The organism is Salinicola sp. MH3R3-1, from assembly GCF_001937155.1.
GTDB classification, from domain to species: Bacteria; Pseudomonadota; Gammaproteobacteria; order Pseudomonadales; family Halomonadaceae; genus Salinicola; species Salinicola halophyticus.
Genome location: NZ_MSDP01000032.1, coordinates 1 through 18,551 on the forward strand (window position 1 = coordinate 1; position 18,551 = coordinate 18,551).

Annotated in this window: 19 protein-coding genes; 8 read left to right on the top strand and 11 right to left on the bottom strand. The window is 63.7% G+C overall.

Annotated elements, in window-relative coordinates; genetic code table 11:
* The 4 genes from BTW08_RS16405 to BTW08_RS16420 all read left to right on the top strand — a co-directional run.
* Positions 1-846 (top strand): glyoxylate/hydroxypyruvate reductase A (locus BTW08_RS16405; RefSeq protein ID WP_075563589.1); only part of this gene is annotated, 846 nt, incomplete at its 5' end.
* A gap of 72 nt (positions 847-918) precedes the next feature.
* Positions 919-1,653, top strand: coding sequence for a hypothetical protein (locus tag BTW08_RS16410; protein ID WP_075563590.1), 735 nt, complete (start codon positions 919-921; stop codon positions 1,651-1,653).
* 125 nt (positions 1,654-1,778) lie between these two features.
* Positions 1,779-2,711: a lysine exporter LysO family protein gene (locus BTW08_RS16415; RefSeq protein ID WP_075563591.1), complete on the top strand. Its 933-nt coding sequence runs from the start codon at positions 1,779-1,781 to the stop codon at positions 2,709-2,711.
* Positions 2,712-2,861: 150 nt separating this feature from the next.
* Entirely contained in the window at positions 2,862-3,869 is a 1,008-nt protein-coding gene (locus tag BTW08_RS16420; protein WP_139313698.1) for a LacI family DNA-binding transcriptional regulator, read from the top strand.
* A 36-nt stretch (positions 3,870-3,905) separates the two neighbouring features.
* Here BTW08_RS16420 and BTW08_RS16425 read toward each other — a convergent pair whose 3' ends face one another.
* Positions 3,906-4,439 (bottom strand): gluconokinase, encoded by a 534-nt coding sequence (locus BTW08_RS16425; protein ID WP_075563628.1) that lies wholly within the window; start codon positions 4,437-4,439, stop codon positions 3,906-3,908.
* Between the two features lie 358 nt (positions 4,440-4,797).
* On the opposite strand from BTW08_RS16425, the gene BTW08_RS16430 reads away from it, so the two are divergent.
* A complete protein-coding gene (locus tag BTW08_RS16430; protein ID WP_075563593.1) occupies positions 4,798-6,144 on the top strand; it encodes a gluconate:H+ symporter in 1,347 nt (448 codons plus the stop codon).
* A gap of 80 nt (positions 6,145-6,224) precedes the next feature.
* On the opposite strand, the gene BTW08_RS16435 is transcribed toward BTW08_RS16430, so the two are convergent.
* The 8 genes from BTW08_RS16435 to lptD form a co-directional block, all read right to left on the bottom strand.
* Positions 6,225-7,394, bottom strand: a complete 1,170-nt coding sequence (locus BTW08_RS16435) for a polynucleotide adenylyltransferase (protein ID WP_075563594.1) — start codon at positions 7,392-7,394, stop codon at positions 6,225-6,227.
* A gap of 33 nt (positions 7,395-7,427) precedes the next feature.
* Entirely contained in the window at positions 7,428-7,754 is a 327-nt protein-coding gene (gene glpE / locus BTW08_RS16440) for a thiosulfate sulfurtransferase GlpE (RefSeq protein WP_075563595.1), read from the bottom strand.
* Between the two features lie 79 nt (positions 7,755-7,833).
* A complete protein-coding gene (locus tag BTW08_RS16445) occupies positions 7,834-8,721 on the bottom strand; it encodes a symmetrical bis(5'-nucleosyl)-tetraphosphatase (RefSeq protein ID WP_075563596.1) in 888 nt (295 codons plus the stop codon).
* Between the two features lie 87 nt (positions 8,722-8,808).
* The gene (gene apaG / locus BTW08_RS16450; protein WP_075563597.1) at positions 8,809-9,192 is read right to left on the bottom strand and encodes a Co2+/Mg2+ efflux protein ApaG; all 384 of its coding nucleotides are present in this window, start codon (positions 9,190-9,192) and stop codon (positions 8,809-8,811) included.
* The gene (gene rsmA / locus BTW08_RS16455) at positions 9,189-10,082 is read right to left on the bottom strand and encodes a 16S rRNA (adenine(1518)-N(6)/adenine(1519)-N(6))-dimethyltransferase RsmA (protein WP_075563598.1); all 894 of its coding nucleotides are present in this window, start codon (positions 10,080-10,082) and stop codon (positions 9,189-9,191) included. Before rsmA ends, apaG begins: the two co-directional genes overlap by 4 nt.
* 15 nt (positions 10,083-10,097) lie before the next feature.
* The gene (gene pdxA, locus BTW08_RS16460) at positions 10,098-11,105 is read right to left on the bottom strand and encodes a 4-hydroxythreonine-4-phosphate dehydrogenase PdxA (protein WP_075563599.1); all 1,008 of its coding nucleotides are present in this window, start codon (positions 11,103-11,105) and stop codon (positions 10,098-10,100) included.
* Positions 11,105-12,064 (bottom strand): peptidylprolyl isomerase, encoded by a 960-nt coding sequence (locus BTW08_RS16465; protein WP_075563600.1) that lies wholly within the window; start codon positions 12,062-12,064, stop codon positions 11,105-11,107. Before BTW08_RS16465 ends, pdxA begins: the two co-directional genes overlap by 1 nt.
* Before the next feature lie 157 nt (positions 12,065-12,221).
* Positions 12,222-14,687: an LPS assembly protein LptD gene (gene lptD, locus BTW08_RS16470; protein ID WP_075563601.1), complete on the bottom strand. Its 2,466-nt coding sequence runs from the start codon at positions 14,685-14,687 to the stop codon at positions 12,222-12,224.
* Between the two features lie 458 nt (positions 14,688-15,145).
* On the opposite strand from lptD, the gene BTW08_RS16475 reads away from it, so the two are divergent.
* The 3 genes from BTW08_RS16475 (at position 15,146) to BTW08_RS16485 (ending at position 17,352) form a co-directional block, all read left to right on the top strand.
* A complete protein-coding gene (locus BTW08_RS16475; RefSeq protein ID WP_075563602.1) occupies positions 15,146-16,177 on the top strand; it encodes a phosphotransferase in 1,032 nt (343 codons plus the stop codon).
* Positions 16,174-16,854, top strand: coding sequence for an N-acetylmuramate alpha-1-phosphate uridylyltransferase MurU (gene murU, locus BTW08_RS16480; protein WP_075563603.1), 681 nt, complete (start codon positions 16,174-16,176; stop codon positions 16,852-16,854). Before BTW08_RS16475 ends, murU begins: the two co-directional genes overlap by 4 nt.
* A gap of 78 nt (positions 16,855-16,932) precedes the next feature.
* Positions 16,933-17,352, top strand: coding sequence for an OsmC family protein (locus BTW08_RS16485; RefSeq protein WP_075563604.1), 420 nt, complete (start codon positions 16,933-16,935; stop codon positions 17,350-17,352).
* A gap of 125 nt (positions 17,353-17,477) precedes the next feature.
* Here BTW08_RS16485 and coq7 read toward each other — a convergent pair whose 3' ends face one another.
* Positions 17,478-18,119, bottom strand: coding sequence for a 2-polyprenyl-3-methyl-6-methoxy-1,4-benzoquinone monooxygenase (gene coq7, locus BTW08_RS16490; RefSeq protein ID WP_075563605.1), 642 nt, complete (start codon positions 18,117-18,119; stop codon positions 17,478-17,480).
* A gap of 85 nt (positions 18,120-18,204) precedes the next feature.
* Positions 18,205-18,549 (bottom strand): histidine triad nucleotide-binding protein, encoded by a 345-nt coding sequence (locus BTW08_RS16495; RefSeq protein WP_075563606.1) that lies wholly within the window; start codon positions 18,547-18,549, stop codon positions 18,205-18,207.
* Positions 18,550-18,551: the final 2 nt, after the last annotated feature.

Genomic DNA, 18,551 nt, shown 5'->3' on the forward strand with positions numbered 1-18,551 from the left:
GCGAAGGACAGCGGCAACCCGCAGGTCGATTACTTGGTCGCCTGGAAGCCGCCGGCTTCGGTGTTCGACGAACAGACGGCGCTCAAGGGCATCGTCAATCTGGGTGCCGGGGTGGATGCCCTATTACAGAACCCCTCGCTGCCCCGCGAGCTCCCCATCGTCAAGCTGCGCGACGCCGGTATGGGCGAGTTGATCGGCGACTATGCGCGCTACGGCGTGCTGCATTTCCAGCGCGACTTCGACCGCTACCGGCGTCAGCAGGCGACGAGCGAATGGCGCGAGGTGCCCGTGGTCGACAAGCCCGACTGGCCGATCGGCGTGCTGGGTCTCGGCGCCATCGGCACGCGGGTGGCGCAGATGCTCGCCGCCGATGGTTATCCGGTCCTCGGTTGGAGTCGCTCGCCCAAACAGATCGACGGACTCACCTGCCATCACGGCGACGACGGGCTCGACACGCTGCTGCGACAGGTCAAGACGCTGATCACCCTGCTGCCGGATACGCCGGCCACGCGCCACATCATCGACCGCGACAATCTGGCCAAGCTCCCTAATGGGGCCAGTCTGATCAACCCCGGTCGCGGCACGCTGATCGACGAGCCCGCCCTGCTCGACGCACTCGGCGATGGAGAGTCGGAAGGCCACCTGCGCGGCGCTCTGCTGGATGCGTTCCCGAATGAACCGTTGGCCGCAGACAGCCCGCTATGGCGCCATCCGCGCATCCTGATCACCCCGCACATGGCCGGACCGACCCCGATCGGCGCTGCCGCCGATCAGGTCGCCGACGCGCTGGACGCGATGTCGAAGGGCCAGGCGGTCGAGACCATCGATCCCGAGGCGGGGTATTGAACTTTTGATAGGCGGAACCTGACCGGGCAAACGACGTCTGAAGGGGACTCTAGTTTTCACATAGGAGCTCCGATGCCGACGAGCCTATTCAAACCTCGCATCGCCGCCCTTCTGGTCGCCTTGCTCTGCTGGAGCGGCTCGATATTCGCCGCGCCGACGCCGTTCACCGCCCACTATCAGCTCGACATCAGTGGCTGGCCGGACGCGACGATCACCCACCAGCTGTCGCGCGTGAGCAATGACTCGCACCCCGGCGGTGGCTGGGACAATGTCTGGGAGAGCACCATGCGCGCCAGCATCAAGGTCGCCAGCGGCGAAGAGCGTGGCCAGTTCGAGCTGGACGGTGACCGCGTGCAGGCGATCGACTACACCAGCGCCTATTCGCTGGTGGGGATCGGCGACGAGTATCACTTGGACCAGTCGCAGCTGCAGTCGCTGCCGGACCGCCAGACGGCGCTGTTCGAGCTGTCGCGCAAGGCGCCTGACGCCCGCTGCGCCAGCACGCAGGTATCGCCCTGCGAGCTCGACTACCAGAACCACAAGGGCAAGACGGAAACGCTCTACTACCGCGTGACAGATCGCGGCGATATCGATACGCCGGCCGGTACGTTTCCGGGCGTTACCGTGGATACCTGGGATCCGGAAAAGCGTGATCGCCATCTCTACTTCACCTTCCACCGCGAGATACCGGCTTTGCTGCTGAAGATGCGCTACGTCAAAGAGGGTGAGGAGCGTAGCCACCTGACGCTGACCGATCTGACACTGGATCGGCCGAACGACGCCACAGGAAGCACCGCAGAGCGATAACCGTCCGGCTGTCTTCCCTCTTCGACACGGATCCTCTAGAGTTCCTGCCCATTCACGGGCGCCGATTTATCGGCGTCCGTTTTCGTGTTGTGCTCGCTTTCCCTTGATACGCGCCTGGAGTCGGCATGCTGCTTGGACTGTTGTGGATTCTGCTCCCTCTGATCGTGGGCTACCTGATACCCGTACGACAGGCCGGGATCCGTCAGGCGATCGATCGTGGCGTCGGCGCGTCGGTCTACGTGATTCTGCTGCTGATGGGCGTGAGTCTCGGCGGGCTCGAAGATCTGCTCGGCCAGCTATCGCGGATCGGAGCCACGGCGCTGGTGCTGTTCGTGGTGATCTCGCCGATCAATCTGCTGGCGCTGGCCTGGTTATCGCGGCGACGGCTGGCGCGCCGTCAACCGCTGGTGAATAGTGACGAAGGCGGCTCGGCTCCCGCCGGCAAGCTGCAGGCGATGCTAGGGTCATTGCAGCTGGCAGGGGTCGTGCTGCTCGGCGTCTGTCTCGGCGCGGGCGCTCAAACTCTCGATTGGCACTTGGCTCCGCTGGCGGAAACACTGGCAACCTGGGCACTCTACGCCCTGCTCTTTCTGATCGGCTGTCAGCTGCGTAATTCCGGACTCGGCCTGCGCCAGATTCTGCTCAATCGGCTGGGGCTGGCGATCGCGGTGACGGTATTCGTGAGTTCGATGCTGGCAGGGCTGATCGCGGCACCGCTGCTGCAACTGCCGTGGAACGAAGGTATGGCGCTGGCGTCAGGATTCGGCTGGTATTCGCTCTCCGGGATTTTGATCGGCGACCAGCTCGGGCCGGTGCTCGGCGGCGCGGCCTTCTTCAACGACCTGGCCCGGGAACTGCTCGCCTTCCTGCTGGTGCCGCTGTTCATTCGCCGCGCCATGCCGCTGGCGATCGGCTACGCCGGCGCGACGTCGATGGATGTGAGCCTCCCGGTGATCCAGCAGTACGGCGGCATCACCTGTGTACCGCTGGCCATCGTCAGCGGCTTTCTGCTGTCGCTGCTGTCACCACCGCTGATTCTGCTGTTGCTGTCATTCTGACCTCGAGCCATCATTCTCACCCGATCACTCCCGCGATCTACGACGATGGCCCAAAGGAAAGGGTCAAACCACACATGATAATCTGCCTAGAAGTTACCGGTAACAACCGAAACAACAACCGGTCATAACCACTCGCTTCCGGGGATTGCCATGCCGCGTCGTTCATCGGGGCGCGTCACGCTTCAGCATATTGCCGAACGTGTCGGCGTCACCAAGGTCACGGTGTCACGCGCCCTGCGTGAACCCCATCTCGTTTCCGCGGCGCTGCGACTACGCATCGAATCCGCCATCGACGAGCTCGGCTACATCCCCAACCATTCCGCCGGGGCGCTGGCCAGCGGGCGCTCGCACAGCGTGGCGTTGTTGATTCCCTCGCTCTCCAATTCGGTGTTCTCGGAGATCCAGCGCGGTATCGAGGAAGGGCTCGGCGCCGCAGGCTATCAGGTACTGATCGGTCATACCGGCTACTCGATTCTCGAGGAGGAGCGGCTGATCGATACCTATTTGTGCTACGGCGTCGAGGCGCTGATTCTGCCCGGCTCTCGCCATACCGATCATGCTCGCCGCCTGCTGATCCGAGCCCGGGTGCCGGTGGTCCAGACGCTGGAACTGACCGAGACGCCTCTGGATATCAACGTCGGGCTCGACCAGCACGAGGCCGGCAGGGCGATGACGCAAACGTTCCTCGATCAGGGCTATCGGCGGGTCGGCTTTCTTGGCGCGCGCATGGATTATCGTGCGCAGCTGCGCCTGGCCGGCTGGGAAACGGCCATGCGCCAGGCGGGCCTGTCGACCGAGCGCTGCCTGACGACGCCGCACCCCTCCTCCTACCGGCTGGGCGGAGAGATGCTGGCGTCGATGCTGGAGCGATGGCCGGATCTGGAAGGCATCTTCTGCGGCAACGACGATCTGGCCGCCGGCGCGTTGTTCGAATGTCAGCGGCGCCGTCTCGACGTACCAGCGCAGTTGGCTTTGGCCGGCTTCAACGGATTGGACATCACCGAGGCGACCGCGCCGCCGCTGGCGACCGTTGTAACCCCGCGACGCCGCATTGGCGATACCATCGCCACACGGCTGCTGGCACGGCTCAAGGGCGCACCGCTGGCGCCGAACAGCGAGGATCTGGGATTCCGGATTCGGCGCGGCGGCAGTCTGTGACGGAGATATCAAACCGGCTTTTCATCACACCGGGTTTTACCGCTCTGCAGCCAGAAAGCGCTTTTCGAGTTTCAATACCGATTCATTGACCACCTGCTCGAGCGTCCCGGCGATATCGACGGTGACGGCTTCGTCATTGCCCGGTGCCTCGAGCGTGGCCAATTGGCTGTCGAGCATCGCCTCACCCTTGAAAAAGTGATCGCGACGCGACTGAATGCGCTGCAGCAGCAGTTCGCGGCTTCCGGCGAGGTGAACGAAGGTCAGGGCCTCGTCGCCTTTGCGCAGGATATCGCGATAACGGCGCTTCAGTGCCGAGCAGCCGATGACCAGCGTCTCCCCCTGCCCCTTGGCTTCGGCCAGAAACTCTGCCAGCCGGTTCAGCCAGCCTGCGCGATCGTCGTCGTCGAGGGGCTCGCCGCGAGACATCTTGGCGACGCTCTCCGGCGAATGGTAGTCGTCCCCGTCCAGGAAACGTCCGCCTAGTGCGGTCGCCAGTCGCTGCCCGACTTCGGTCTTGCCGCAGCTCGATACGCCCATCACGACGATGCGCTGACCCATCTTTGCGTCCATGACGTTGCCTTCCGATTGATGCGTGTGTGATTGATGCTTGAGCGGTTCTTGACCCAGTGATTTTTGACCGAACGATTCTCGCATAGCTGGCTGATGCCTGCGTCGTTCGCGTCGAGCCCTCGCCCCCTTCAGCCCGGCGACTCGCCCGATTCGATTATCGAGGAATCCGGACCCACTCGGCGACGGTTTGGCCTAAACCAATTTGGCCGTGATTGTCTCTACACCTTTAGGTGCATTGTTGAGATCGACTTGTTACCGGTAACATTCATTTTCTCCAACTCTACCGCGAAGCACAACGCCACCAAGGGCGTATATCCAGCTCTTGCGTCACGTGTTCTCACAAAGGATTTTCGTTGCCATGGATAGCCCCACTTCCCTGATACTTGCCGCATTGGGCAGCATCATCGTGCTGCTCTATCTGGTCATGAAGCTGCGCCTGCATGCGTTCGTCGCCCTGCTGGTGGTCAGCGGGCTGGTCGGGCTGTTTACCGGCATGGACGTCGACCAGTTGCTGGATACGGTCGAAAAAGGCATGGGCGGCACGCTGGGCTTCGTCGCTACCGTCGTCGGCCTGGGCGCGATGTTCGGCAAGATGCTGGAAGTCTCCGGCGGTGTCGACCGTCTGGCCAGCACGCTGCTCGATAAATTCGGCGAGAATCGCTCGCAGTGGGCGATGGGCGTCACCGGTTTCCTGGTGGCCATCCCGGTCTTTCTCGACGTCGCGTTCATTATTCTGGTCCCGTTGATCTATGCGCTGTCGCGCCGCACCAAACGTTCGCTGCTCTATTACGGCATTCCGTTGCTGGCCGGGCTCGCCGTCACCCACTCGTTCATTCCGCCGACGCCAGGCCCGATTGCCGTCGCCAAGCTGATCGGCGCCGATCTCGGCTACGTGATCCTGTTCGGTGCCATCTGTGGCCTGCCGGCCATGATCATTGCCGGTCCGCTATTCGGCCGCTGGATCGCCAAGCGCATCGATGCGCAGATCCCCGAGTACATGGATCTGCCGAAAAACGACGTCGATACCACCGGCCTGCCCAGTTTCAAGCTGATTCTGGCAATCATTCTGCTGCCGCTGGCGCTGATCGTGCTCAATACCGTTTCCGGTGTCATTCTGCCGGACGATAGCCCGGTCCTGGCCGCCCTGACCTTCCTGGGTCATCCGTTCGTGGCACTGACACTGGCCACGCTACTGGCGTTCACCTTGCTGGGCACGCGCCGCGGCATGAGTCGTGAACAGGTCATGGAAGTCGCCACGAAGGCGCTGGAGCCGGCCGGCATCATCATTCTGGTTACCGGTGCCGGCGGCGTATTCAAGCAGGTGCTGATCGACTCCGGCGTGGGCGAAGTGATGGGCAACATCATGGCCGACAGTGCGCTGCCGCCGATTCTGCTAGCGTTCCTGATCTCCGCCGCCGTTCGCGTGATTCAGGGCTCGGCCACGGTCGCCATGATCACCGCCGCCGGCCTGATGGCGCCGGTCATCACCACGCTCAATCTAGACGGCCCGGTGCTCGGCCTGCTGGTGATCTCGATCGCCTCCGGCGCCACGGTGCTGAGCCATGTCAACGACTCCGGCTTCTGGCTGGTCAACCGCTATTTCGGCCTGACCGAGGCACAGACGCTGAGAAGCTGGACGGTAATGGAGACTCTCATCGGGGTGATCGGGCTGGTGATGGCGCTGATTATTGGCCTGTTCATCTAGGCAAACGAGATGGACTGACGCAAGACGCCCGCTGCGTGAAACACGCAGCGGGCGTTGTCGTTGGCGGCCTCGGCGTCGCGCTAGCGGCCTTCCAGCGCCTCCCGCACCGTCTCTTCGCGGCGGCGCGACAGCTCCTTGCCCAGTTCCGGGCCGCGAAAGCCGTCATCGAGCAGCGCCTGGGGCAATATCTGCGCGGCCAGCCGCCAGGCCAGCGCCAGGTCGTCCGCCAGCTCGCCGTCATCATGCGCGATCAAAGCCAGCAGCGGCGCCACCCGCTCCGGCCGTCGCCAGGCATCGATGGCGTCGAGCCAGGTCATGATCGCTTCGGCGCGACCACTTTCGGCCGCGGGCCGCTCACCGTCCAGCTGCCGACGCAAACGACGGGACAGGGACGCCAGACGCATGGCATCCCGATACGCATTGGGCGCCTTGACGGCGTCGTTGAGCCGGGCCTGTTCGACGTCCTCGAGATGCTCGCCGAGTCGCGCCCAGCGCCACAGCGCCTGCTGCGACGTCGTGGACTCGTCCGGCACGCGACCGAGCCTGGCAATCACGTCGGCCAGTGCCGGCGTCGCCAACGGCGGCATCAGTTCGGTCAGTGCCCCGCAGTCGTCGAGCGTCTCGAAGTAGGCGCCGGGGTCGGCTTCGCCGAGGGCCTTGTGTGTCTCGGTCCAGACGCGTTCGGCGACCAGATGACGCATCTCGCCACTGGCCACCAGCTGACCCATCAGCGCCTGGGTTTCCGCTGCGATCGTGAAACCCAGTTTGCGATAGCGGGCCAGAAACCGGGCCGCCCGCAGCACGCGCAGAGGATCTTCGACGAACGCCGCCGAGACGTGCTTGAGCTGTCCGACGGCGAGATCGGCGGCGCCCCCGTAGGGGTCGATCAGCTCGCCGTCCGGCGTCTCGGCCATGGCGTTGATGGTGAAGTCGCGCCGCGCGAGGTCAGCCTCCAGCGTCACGTCGGGGCTGGCGTGAACCTCGAACCCGGTATAGCCGTGACCCTGCTTGCGCTCGGTGCGGGCCAGCGCGTACTCCTCGTGTGAATCGGGATGCAGGAAGACCGGAAAATCCCGACCGACCGACTTGAACCCGCGCTGGCGCATCGATTCCGGCGTGGTGCCAACCACGACCCAGTCACGATCGCCCACCGGCCACCCCAGGCGGGCATCGCGAACGGCGCCGCCGACTAGATAGACCTCCAGGCCGTCGAGTCGCGGGTCGAGACGTGAATCGGGTTGCGTGTTCATCGTCTGGCTCCGTAGTCAGTGCGGGGCGAAAACCTAGCGCTCGACGTTTTCGGGCCGGCGATGCTCCCAGTCCACGAAGCCACCATCCAGGCTGTAGACCTCGTCGAAGCCCTGGCCGGCGAGCCAGCTCGCGGCCTGCTGACTGGAATGGCCGTGATAGCAGACCACTACCAGCGGCGTTTCACCGGGCGTCTTTTCTACCAGGTCCGCCACCGTGGTGTTATCGAGATGGCGGCTGCCGGGGATATGGCCCTGCGAGAAGCTCAGCGGATCGCGAATGTCGACCAGCTGCAACGGCCGCCCTTCGCTCAGCCATTGCGCCAGCGTCGTCGGATCGAGGTGTTCGAAGGACTGAGTCATGGATCACTCCTGATCGGGGATGAGGAAAGGGCTAAGTCTTGAGACGAATCGGGCGCTGGGCAGGGGTCGCCAGAACGATTCAGCGATTCCCACGCCGGGAGGGTTCTTCGATGCGTTCGCCGCTGCCGAGATCGAGGGCGGTCAACGAACCGCCCCACACACAGCCGGTATCCAACGCTTCCACGTCGACTCGCGCCTCTGGGGTGACGCCTTCCAGCGCCGCCCAGTGGCCGAAGATCAGCGTAACCCTCTCCTCGGCAAGCGTAGACTCACGCGGCTTCTCACGAGAGTACTCGCTCGAAAGCTCTCGTGGGTAGGTGAACCAGGGCGCGAAGCCCGCCGGGGCGCTGTCGAGCCCCTCCTTGGCGGCGAAATCCAGCGTGCCGTCGGCGGCGATGAAGCGCATGCGGGTAAAAACGTTGATGATGGCCCGAATACGGTCCTGGCCGGTCAGCTCAGGCGTGAATCGCGCCGGAAGATTGCCGTACATCACGCTCAGAAAATCATCGACATCGTCACCGCGCAAGACCGCTTCCGCCTCGGCGGCCAGTTCGCTCGCCTGGGCTATCGACCACTGCGGCAGCAGCCCGGCGTGGGTCATCACGTAACGTTTGTCGAAAGCGTCATGCTGGCTATCGGTAACCATCAGCGGCTGACGACGCAGCCACTCCAGCATTTCGGTTCGATCCGGCGCTTCGAGAATTTCGGTCAGGGTGTCATGGCGCTTGAGCTTGCCATGACCGCGTGCCACTGCCAGCAAATGTAGATCATGGTTGCCCAGTACCACGCTGGCGGCGCCATCCAGCGCCACGCTCCTGCGCAGGCACCCCAGCGAATCGGGACCCCGGTTGATCAGGTCACCGGTCAGCCACAGATGGTCTCGAGAGGGCGAAAAGTCGAGCCGTGCCAACAGCGCTTCGAACTCGGCGTAGCAGCCATGCAGATCGCCGATTGCGTAGGTTGCCATGCCATTCCTCGTGTAGGTGATACGATCCGGGTGATGAAGCGATGCCGATAAAGAGACGCCATTCTAATGGCCGTCGAATCTCGTCAGTCAGTGGATCTGATTGGGACCGGCCAGACGAAATGGCGCGATGGCGACATCGAAGGAGGTCTGACTGGCGAGATCGACGCAGGTGTAGCTGCCCTGCATGACGCCTACCGGACACTCGATCACCGCGCGACTGGTATAGCGGAAGCTGTGACCGGCGGCGATCGTCGGCTGCTTGCCCACCACGCCGTTGCCGCGCACTTCCTGCACCTTGCCGTGGCCCTGGGTGATCTTCCAGTAGCGCGACAGCAGCTGCACGCTGTGCTCGGACTGGTTATGAACGGTCACCGTGTAACTGAACACGAAGCGCTTGTCGCCGGGTGACGATTCGTCTTCGCGGAACGAAGGCTCGATCTCGACCGTAACGGTGGGAGGCGCCTCGCTCATGAAGGTCTCCTCGTTACCGGGCTGTCTGTCGAAGCGTCGCCCATCGAATCACCGTCCGTCGAATCGCCGTCCGTCGCACCCGCACTCGTCAGATAGTTGCTGATGGCGACCAGCTCGTCGACACGCAGCGTCTGCGGCCGACGCCCGGGATCGATGCCCAGCGCTTCCAGCGCCTCGACCTCGATGACGCCCTTGAGGTTATTGCGCAGCGTCTTGCGTCGCTGCCCGAAGGCTTGCCGCACCACGTCGGAGAAATGCGCCTCGTCGTTGGCCGGTGAAGGCAGCTCGGCAAACGGCGTCAGCCGCACGATCGCGGAGTCGACCTTGGGCTGCGGCACGAAGGCATCCGGCGAGACCACGAACAGCGATTCAACCTCGCAGTGGTACTGGGTCATCACCGACAGCCGGCCCCAGTTGGTTCCGCCGGGCTCGGCCGCGAGGCGTTCGACCACTTCCTTCTGCAGCATGAAGTGCATGTCGGTAATCGCCCCCCGAGCAGCCAGCAGATGGAAGATCAGCGGCGTCGAAATGTTATAGGGCAGATTGCCCACGACACGCAGCGGCCGGCCATCCTGCTGCGATAATGCTTGGAAATCGAACTTGAGCGCGTCGCCTTCGTGAATCGTGAAGTCGGGATAGTCGTAGAACTGGACCCGCAGACCGGGAATCAAATCGCGATCGAGTTCGATCACTTCGAGCGCCCCGTTGGCCTCGAGAATCGGCCCGGTAAGGGCCCCCTGCCCCGGACCGATCTCCACCAAGCGATCCCCGGCGCGCGGACCGATGGCCCGGACGATGCGCGAGATCACGCCGAGATCCTGGAGAAAATTCTGACCGAAGCGTTTCCGGGCCCGAGGCAGCGGGGAACGATCGGAGGAACGTGTAGACATGAAAAACGAATTCCTTCAGTGGGCGCGGGCGGCCATCTGCCGAGCAACCTGCAAGGCGACCCGAAGGCTGCCGACGTCGGCCACGCCGCTACCGGCGAGATCGAGCGCGGTGCCGTGGTCGACGGAGGTGCGTACCAAACCCAGGCCCAGCGTGATATTGGCGGCCTGCCCGAACCCGGCATACTTGAGTACCGGCAGGCCCTGATCATGGTACATCGCCAGCACGGCGTCGGCATGATCGAGATGGCGTGGCGTGAATAGCGTATCCGCCGGCAGCGGGCCGACGATATCGAGACCCGCCGCGCGCAGTCGGTCCATCGCCGGAGTGATGATCTCCAGCTCTTCGCGGCCTAGATGACCGCCCTCTCCCGCATGCGGATTGAGCCCGCAGACCAGTATCCGGGGCGAAACGATGCCGAATCGATGCGTCAGCTCTTGAGCCAGAATGCGCGTGACGCGAGTCAGACCCGCATCGGTAATCGCGCCGGGCACCATCGAGAGCGGTAGATGGGTGGTGGCCAACGCCACCCGCAGCGGTCTGGCGGTACGCTCGGTGGCCAACATCATCACCACCTCGTCGACACCGCAGGCGTCGCGCAGATACTCGGTGTGGCCGGTGAAACCGGCGTATCCGCCGTCGATGATCGCGCCCTTGTGCAGCGGCGCGGTCACCATGGCGTCGGCCACTCCCCGCCGGCAGGCCTCGATGGCAACATCCAGCGTCTTCAGCACGTAGCGGGCATTGGCAGAGTCAAGACGGCCAGCCGTCGAAGGGGCTGCCAGCGAGACAGGCCATACCGGCAGCTTGCCGTTGACCGGCGCCGGCAAGGGATCGCCGGGGGTCAGAACTTCCAGCTCGATCGACCAGCCCAGGTGCCGTGCGCGTTCGGCCAGCAGATCCGGGTCGCCCACGGCGACCACTGTCGCATCGAGCCGCTGCCAGTCCCGAGCTGCCGCCAGGGCAAGCTCGGGGCCGATGCCGGCCGGCTCGCCGGTGGTCAATGCCAGTACCGGCGAAGCCATCACTCTTTATCGAGACGGTTGTCGATATAGGCGCTGGCACGGATCTCCTGGATCCAGGCTTCGATCTCGTCGTTGACCTTGCGTTCGAAGATCGCCTGGCTGGCCTGATCGCGACTCATCTGCTCGCTGCCGCCGCCCCGGGTATCGAGCAACTTGACCAGGTGGAACCCGCTGGGGCTGCGAATCGGCTCGCTGACCTGGCCCTTGGAGAGATCGGGGATCACGTCGGCGAAAACGGTCGGAATCTGTGCCGCCTGACGCCAGCCGAGATCGCCACCCTGCAACGCCTGGGCATCGTCGGATTCGGCCACGGCCAGCTGCTGGAAGTCGGCGCCATCCTGAAGCTGCTGGTAGATTTTCTGCGCCTCGGCCTGGGCCTGGGTCACCTGATCCGGCGTCGGCGACTGCGGCACGGCGATCAGGATCTGCGCCAGGTGATACGCCATGTTGCTGTTCTCGCTGCGCTGGGCCAGAAAGCGATCGACCTCGCGATCGGAAACGGTGATCTTGCTGGCCACCTGGCTCTGCTGCACCTGCCGAACCAGCAGCTCACGGCGGACCTGCTCGCGCACTTCAGCCAGGCTCTGGCCCTGCTTTTCCAGCGTATCGGCGAACGCTTCCAGGCTCATGCCGTTGTTCTTGGCAATGCCACGCATGGTGGTGTTGAGCTGGGTCTCGTCGATGCTCAGCTTGGCGTCGTCGGCCATCTGCAGCTCGATCTGTTCGACGATCATCCGATCCAGCACCTGACGCTCCAGCGCCTGCTCGGGGGGCATCTGGATGTTGTTGGAGCGGAGCTGGTCGCGTGCCTGGGCAACGCGGCTTTCGAGCTGACTGTGCATGATGGCATCGTCGTTGACCACGGCAACGATACGATCCAGCGGCACGACTTCCGCCATTGCGGGCAACGGCGACAGCAGCATTCCCAGCGCCAGGGGGATCCATACTCTAAGACGCATGCCTACCTCTCTTGCTTTGATGGAGAGGCGGGCCCTGCGGGCCCGCCGTTATACATTGATTGACCGCGTTCGTTGACCGGCTGGCTCTCGTTGACTGCTGAACCGACGCTTTCGATCGACGAATCTCGACAGCCTGTTTCTCGATTCCGTCCGTCTATCAGAACTGCGTCGCCTGATAACCCGGCACCGACCGCTCGAAGTAGCTGTCGGCTTCTTGACCGACGCCGCCCAGGCCCTTGAACACGAAGCGCAGGAACAGACCGCGATCGGTGTAGTCATCGTCCGTGTTATTGGCGGTGTCGTTGTCCTCGACCCATTCACGCCACACGACCTGCACGGCACTGCAGCAGCTGTTGAACTGGACGCCGCCCAGGGTTTCCAGATCGCGGCTGTTGGTGTTGTCGTACAGATAGCGACCGATCAGGTCCAGCGACGACGTAGCCTTGTAGGCGAACGAGACATCGTAATCCTCGCGGTTGTAGCTCAGCCGATCGTCGTCTTCACCCGAGGGGTCGAACCCTTGGAGCTGCCAACGGTAGCCGAGGTTCACCACGTGGCCGGCCGGGCTCAGGTACTGCAGGTAGGCCGACGCCTTTTCGGTCTTGGAGCGGTCCGCATCGTAGAACCATTCGTAACGCGTACGCCACTGGTCATTGATGCGCCAGTCCAGCTGGCTGATGACCGGCGAGCGATCGCGCGTGGCACGATACCAATCCTCGTAGTCGGTTTCCTTGTTCGGCAGAGTATCCGGATCGCCGTCCATGTCGATATTGCGATCGGAGAAGTACGCGCTCTGCCCCACCGACAGCGACAGCCGCTCGCGCCCGGTGTCGTCCTCGAGGAACCGGGTAGAGGCGCCGTAGGAAAGCTTGTCGACGTCGCCGACGCGATCGGACCCGGTAAAGCGATACGGCGACCACAGCTGACTCCAGGAGATCGCTCGCTCGTCGGTATCGAAGTCCGGCAGCTCGGACTGGTCGCGCTCCGGTACATAGGCGTAATAGAGCCGCGGCTCGAAGGTCTGCTTCCATTGCTGGTCGAACATCGACACGTCACGCTCGAAGATCAGGCCGGAGTCCAGCGAGGAGACCGGTACCGTGCGCGACAGGCTCTCGTCGCGATCCGTGTTGCGGTTGCCGTAATCGAGCTGGTAGTCGGTCTGCCACAGCTGGAAGCGCGGCTCCAGGAAACCCCAGCTGGGCTGCCCGCGCCAGCCGATGGCCGGGGTCAGGTTGACGCGCGAGCCGTTGGCCGCTTCGCGCAGCCGAATCTGGCGAGTGTTGCCGGTCTCTTCGTCCTCCCAGAAGCCGTCACTGTCGACCCCATGAAGATCGCGCCAGAAGTACGTCGCGTTGGAATTCCACTCCTGATAGAAGCCGTTGTCCTGATCCCAGCGCGCATTGGCGGACAGGCTCGGCAGCTTGTAATAGGGCCGATCGTTCTCGTCCAGCGGATAATCCATACGCTGGTAGCCCTGGGCTCGCGCATCGAGATTCCAGGTCGTGCCCTGGTAGCTCAGACGCGCCAGCCGCTCGAGATATTCGGTGTCCTGCTCGCCGAAATCACGCCCGAAGTCATCGAAATAACGCCCGTCGCTGGCAGCGCCATAACGCATGGCGTAGTCCAGCCGATCACTGAACTGACCGTAATGGCTATAGTCGATGTACCAGCGATCTTCGCCGTCGAAGGCATCATCGGGATCGTTGGGGTTCTCGCTCTCGCCGCCGCTGTCGTTGGGCAGGTAGGCACCTTCGACGGTTCCCTGATCGCTGCCGAACAGATAGCGGAATTCGCCGCCCAGCATGAGGCCGTGGTCGGTGATCTCGCGTGGGGTGATCGTGGCGTCGTAGTTTGGCGCCAGATTGAGATAGTAAGGCTGGCTGTAATCGAGGCCGTCGCTGGAGATCCCCATCGTCGGCCACAGAAAGCCGCTCTGACGCCGATCATCGATGGGAAAACGGACCCATGGCCAGTAGAAGACCGGCACGTCACCCATTTCCAGTCGCGCGTTGGAAGCGGTGCCGTAGCCCTGCTCGCGATCGATAGTAACGTCGCTGCCCACCAGTCGCCACAGGCGACTGTCCGGCGCACAGGTCGTGAAGCTGGCCTCGGTCATCCGATAACGGCCGTCGTCCAGGCGCTGCATCGACCGTGCATCGCCCCGCAGGCGCTGGTCGTGGACTACGTAGTGGGCGTCATCGATGCGGGCGGCATCGCTATCGAGCGAAACCTGGCCGTCTTCGCCGCGCACCAGCATGCCGGGGTAGCGAATCGTCAGCGGCCCATCGGCAAAGGCCGTATCCCGGGCGGCGTTGACCCGAACCTGCGGCGACTCCAGCTGGCTTCCGCCGCGACGCAGCACGACATTGCCACCCAGAATGGTTTCGCCGTCGTTGCCGTACTCGGCCGACCCCGAGTCGGACAGCACTTCTTCGGGAGTCTTGCCCTCGGGCAGGATATAGCCCGGTTCGATATAGCGGCCACCACAAAGGTCGCCGGCCGGTGCCTGATCGCCCCAGGGCGCCCAGTCCAGCTGATCCGCCGGTAATGGTGCGGGGGGCGCCGCCTGAGCCGTCGATGAAATCAGGCCAGTCAGGGCAGTCCAGACCAGTCGCTTGCCCATGTCCTCTGTGTCCTTGCCGTGTGGAGCCGGTAGTATACAGACCTCGACGGGACTTGCCGCGAAGCCATTCCTTGTTGAACCGTCTGGGCCTTGGCCGAACGCTGCTACAGAAGCCGACGATATCTATCGATTCAGTGACGCCTATCGATTCAGCGACGCCCTCAGGGCTGGCGAGGCTCTACGATTTGGCGGCGCCGGACAAAAGCGGCACACTGACCGACGGTCGCGGAGCCACCATCACGGTCGCCCTGCGAGACTCATGATCGCTCCGCGAAGCACTGTCTCGTACCGTCGGGCGAGGCACGGTTCGCACGGCGCGCCCAGAATGGAACCCAGCATGCGGTGCCATTCCCGGCCCGTCAACTCGCTGCGTCATCGGGCGACGACGAGCCACCTCAACGACCGACATCTCGATCGTCACACGACATTAAGCCACGCCCCAACGACCGGAAACCCGCATGACCTTGCGCCTCGATGCTCTTCGCCACTGGATCACTGCCCGCCATCACCTTGCGCCAGAGGCATGTCGGTTGGAAGCCGTCGCCGGTGACGCCAGCCTTCGCGGTTACTGTCGCGTCATTCTTCCCGACGCCAGCACCCGGATCGTCATGGATGCGCCACCGGCGCTGGAGGATAGCCAACCCTTCGTGACCATCGGCCGTGAATGGCACGCGGCGGGCCTGCCGGTACCGATGATCCATGCCGTCGATCTCGAACAGGGCTTCATCGAACTCGACGATCTCGGCAACGACAGCCTGCATCACCACTTCGATACCGACGCCGGCGCGCGGGCGGGTACGAGCCGTGCGCTTGTCGTACTCGACGAGATCGAACAGCGCGCCCCGAGCGTTTCGCTGCCACGTTACGACCTCGATTTTCTCGAAGAAGAGATGGACCGCTTCCCCGACTGGGGCCTGACACGCTGGCTGGGGATCGAAACGCCGTCGCAGTGGCCTGAGGTCAAGCGTCATCTGCTCGGCCATATCGCGACACTCCCCACTGTCGCCGTGCATCGCGATTTCGACGCCATGAATCTGATGATTCATCAGGACCGGCTGTGGATCATCGATTTCCAGGGCGCGCTGGCCGGTCCGCTCGGCTACGATCTGATATCGCTGCTGCGAGGCCGCTATCACCGCTGGTCGCGGCAAGAGATGGACCATTGGATCGAGGATTTTCGCCAGCGCTGCCTCGCTGCCGGACGGCTCTCGCTGGATACCGATGGCGAGACGTTCCGGGCAGGCGTCGAGGCGATCGGCGCCCAGCGCCAGCTCAAGATCCTGGGCCAGTTCTGCCGGCTCTGTCTGCGCGACAGCAAGCCGCGCTATCTCGAATGGCTGCCCCACTTCTACGCCCATCTCGACGAAGGGCTCGCTGCGCTACCGGCGCTCGGCGAGTTCCATCGCTGGCTGCGCGAGAGCTACCGTCCGGCGATGGAAGCCCGCCTGGCCGAGCACAGAACGAACAGCGGTGCCGGAGGGAGATCATGAAAGCGATGATTCTCGCCGCCGGTCTCGGCACGCGGATGCGCCCGCTCACCGATCACTGCCCCAAGCCGCTGCTGCCGGTCGCCGGCAAGCCGCTGATCGTCCACCACCTCGAACGTCTGGCGGCAGCGGGGATTCACGACATCGTCATCAACGTCAGCTACCGGGCGCAGCAGATCATCGACGCCCTCGGCAATGGCGAACGCTTTGGCGTCTCTCTGACCTTCAGCATCGAGGAGACCCCGCTGGAAACGGCCGGCGGGCTCCGCCAGGCCCTACCCGAACTGGACGAGGCGCCCTTCGTGCTGGTCAACGGCGACGTATGGACGGATTTTCCGCTCGAACGACTCGCCCTGGCCGAGGGCGATCTGGCTTCGCTGGCGATGGTCGACACCGCCGATTTCCACCGCCGTGGCGACTTTCATCTCGACGATCGCGGGCGGCTGCATGCCGAGGGCGAACCGCGCCTGATCTATGCCGGGCTGGGCGTCATTCACCCCCGATTGATCGCCGATCTTCCAGTCGGCACGGTTGCCAAGCTGGCGCCGCTACTGGTGGATGCAATGCAGGCGGGTCGCGTCGGCGGCTGGCATCATCGGGGAGACTGGGTCGACGTCGGCACCCCGGAACGGCTGGCCGAGCTGGAAGCAAGGCTCGTTTCGGACTCGGCGTCGAGCTGACGTCCGGCGAGGATGTTATCCTGCCGCCATCATCCACCGCGCGATTCGGCAACGAATCCCCAGCAAGGAACTCTCATCATGAAAGCCACAGTCAAATGGACCGACGGCCGCCAGTTCGTCACCGAATCCGGTAGCGGTCATAGCGTCGTGATCGACGGCAACCCGGACAACGGCGGCCGCAATACCGGCCCGCGGCCGATGGAAATGGTGCTGATGGGTCTCGGCGGCTGCACCTCGTTCGACGTCATCCAGATCCTCGAGAAGGCTCGCGCCGAAGTCACCGACTGCGTCGCCACGCTGGAAGCCGAACGCTTCGACGGCACGCCCAGCGTCTTCACCAAGATCCACGTCCACTTCGTCGTCACCGGCAAGGGGCTGAAAGACGCCGTCGTGAAGCGCGCCGTCGATCTCTCCGCCGAGAAATACTGCAGCGCTTCGCTGATGCTCGCCAAGGGCGGCGTCGAAATCACCCACGACTACGAGATCGTCGAGGCGTAGGCCGCGAACCGCCGAGAAAAGCCAACCGATCAGCAAGAAACACGCCAGCGACAACGTCGCTGGCGTGTTTCGTAGCTCGTAGCTCGTAGCTCGTAGCTCGTAGCTCGTAGCTCGTAGCTCGTAGCTCAGATCCGATATACGCTCGTCGTCATGACTTTCGACACTAGCCGCATACCCCACTTCAGCGGCAGCGGGAAGCGCTGGCCGCCGGATTCCAGCGCCGAGAGCTCGTGCTGCGCTTCGTCGATACGCATCTGTTCCAGCACCGCACGCGAGCGCTTGTCGTCCATCGGCAATTTGCGCAGATGGGCTTCTAGGTGCCGCCCGACTTGCTCTTCGGTCGCCGCCACGAAGCCGAGACTGACCCGGTCGCCGATGGCGCCGGCCAATGCCCCCAGCCCGAAAGAAGCGGCGTAGAACGCCGGATTGAGATAGCTGGTGCGGCTATCGAGCTCCTGCAGGCGCTGATCGCACCAGGCCAGATGGTCGATCTCCTCCGCCGCGGCCTCTTCCATGCGCTCGCGGGTCTCGGTCAGCTTGGCCGTCAGCCCCTGGCCCTGGTAGAGCGCCTGGGCACAGACCTCGCCGGTATGATTGATACGCATCAACCCCGCGACCTGATGACGCTGCTCATCGTTCAGGACACTCTCGGGCTGGACGTTGGCCGGCGATGGGCGACTCGGCTGGGCGGCCTTGGGCACCAGCGTACGCAGCACGGTATCGAACTGGTGAATCAGATTATCGGCGCGGGAAATCTGGCGAGTCATCGATGTCTCCTGGCAATCTAACGGCTGAACAAGGTCGACTATTGTCGACGAGCTGGCACAAGATGCGCCTCGAACGCGTCTTCCCTCAGCCCGGCGGCCATTGCATCGAACGGCCACCCAGCAGATGCATGTGGATATGATAGACCGACTGACCGCCCGCCTCGTTGCAGTTCATCACCACTCGATAGCCGTCCTCGGCGAAGCCGAGCTGCTTGGCCAGCCTGGCCGCGGTGTATTGCAGCCGCCCGACCAGCGCCAGATCGCCTTCCTCGATGTCATTGAGCGTGGCGATCGGCTTCTTGGGAATGATCAGGATATGCGTGGGCGCCTGCGGATTGATGTCGTTGAACGCCAGCACGTGGTCGTCTTCATAGACGATATCCGCGGCTATTTCGCGATCGATGATCTTGCTGAAGAGTGTCGGCTCCATGA

Bases quoted from the DNA above. Each gene is read 5' to 3' on its own strand.
- BTW08_RS16435 (WP_075563594.1), bottom strand. From the start codon at position 7,394: ATGAACACGCAACCCGATTCACGTCTCGACCCGCGACTCGACGGCCTG.
- lptD (WP_075563601.1), bottom strand. From the start codon at position 14,687: ATGGGCAAGCGACTGGTCTGGACTGCCCTGACTGGCCTGATTTCATCG.
- BTW08_RS16465 (WP_075563600.1), bottom strand. From the start codon at position 12,064: ATGCGTCTTAGAGTATGGATCCCCCTGGCGCTGGGAATGCTGCTGTCG.
- murU (WP_075563603.1), top strand. From the start codon at position 16,174: ATGAAAGCGATGATTCTCGCCGCCGGTCTCGGCACGCGGATGCGCCCG.
- BTW08_RS16415 (WP_075563591.1), top strand. From the start codon at position 1,779: ATGCTGCTTGGACTGTTGTGGATTCTGCTCCCTCTGATCGTGGGCTAC.
- apaG (WP_075563597.1), bottom strand. From the start codon at position 9,192: ATGAGCGAGGCGCCTCCCACCGTTACGGTCGAGATCGAGCCTTCGTTC.
- pdxA (WP_075563599.1), bottom strand. From the start codon at position 11,105: ATGGCTTCGCCGGTACTGGCATTGACCACCGGCGAGCCGGCCGGCATC.
- BTW08_RS16445 (WP_075563596.1), bottom strand. From the start codon at position 8,721: ATGGCAACCTACGCAATCGGCGATCTGCATGGCTGCTACGCCGAGTTC.
- glpE (WP_075563595.1), bottom strand. From the start codon at position 7,754: ATGACTCAGTCCTTCGAACACCTCGATCCGACGACGCTGGCGCAATGG.
- BTW08_RS16420 (WP_139313698.1), top strand. From the start codon at position 2,862: ATGCCGCGTCGTTCATCGGGGCGCGTCACGCTTCAGCATATTGCCGAA.
- BTW08_RS16425 (WP_075563628.1), bottom strand. From the start codon at position 4,439: ATGGACGCAAAGATGGGTCAGCGCATCGTCGTGATGGGCGTATCGAGC.
- BTW08_RS16485 (WP_075563604.1), top strand. From the start codon at position 16,933: ATGAAAGCCACAGTCAAATGGACCGACGGCCGCCAGTTCGTCACCGAA.
- BTW08_RS16495 (WP_075563606.1), bottom strand. From the start codon at position 18,549: ATGGAGCCGACACTCTTCAGCAAGATCATCGATCGCGAAATAGCCGCG.
- BTW08_RS16410 (WP_075563590.1), top strand. From the start codon at position 919: ATGCCGACGAGCCTATTCAAACCTCGCATCGCCGCCCTTCTGGTCGCC.
- BTW08_RS16430 (WP_075563593.1), top strand. From the start codon at position 4,798: ATGGATAGCCCCACTTCCCTGATACTTGCCGCATTGGGCAGCATCATC.
- BTW08_RS16475 (WP_075563602.1), top strand. From the start codon at position 15,146: ATGACCTTGCGCCTCGATGCTCTTCGCCACTGGATCACTGCCCGCCAT.
- coq7 (WP_075563605.1), bottom strand. From the start codon at position 18,119: ATGACTCGCCAGATTTCCCGCGCCGATAATCTGATTCACCAGTTCGAT.
- rsmA (WP_075563598.1), bottom strand. From the start codon at position 10,082: ATGTCTACACGTTCCTCCGATCGTTCCCCGCTGCCTCGGGCCCGGAAA.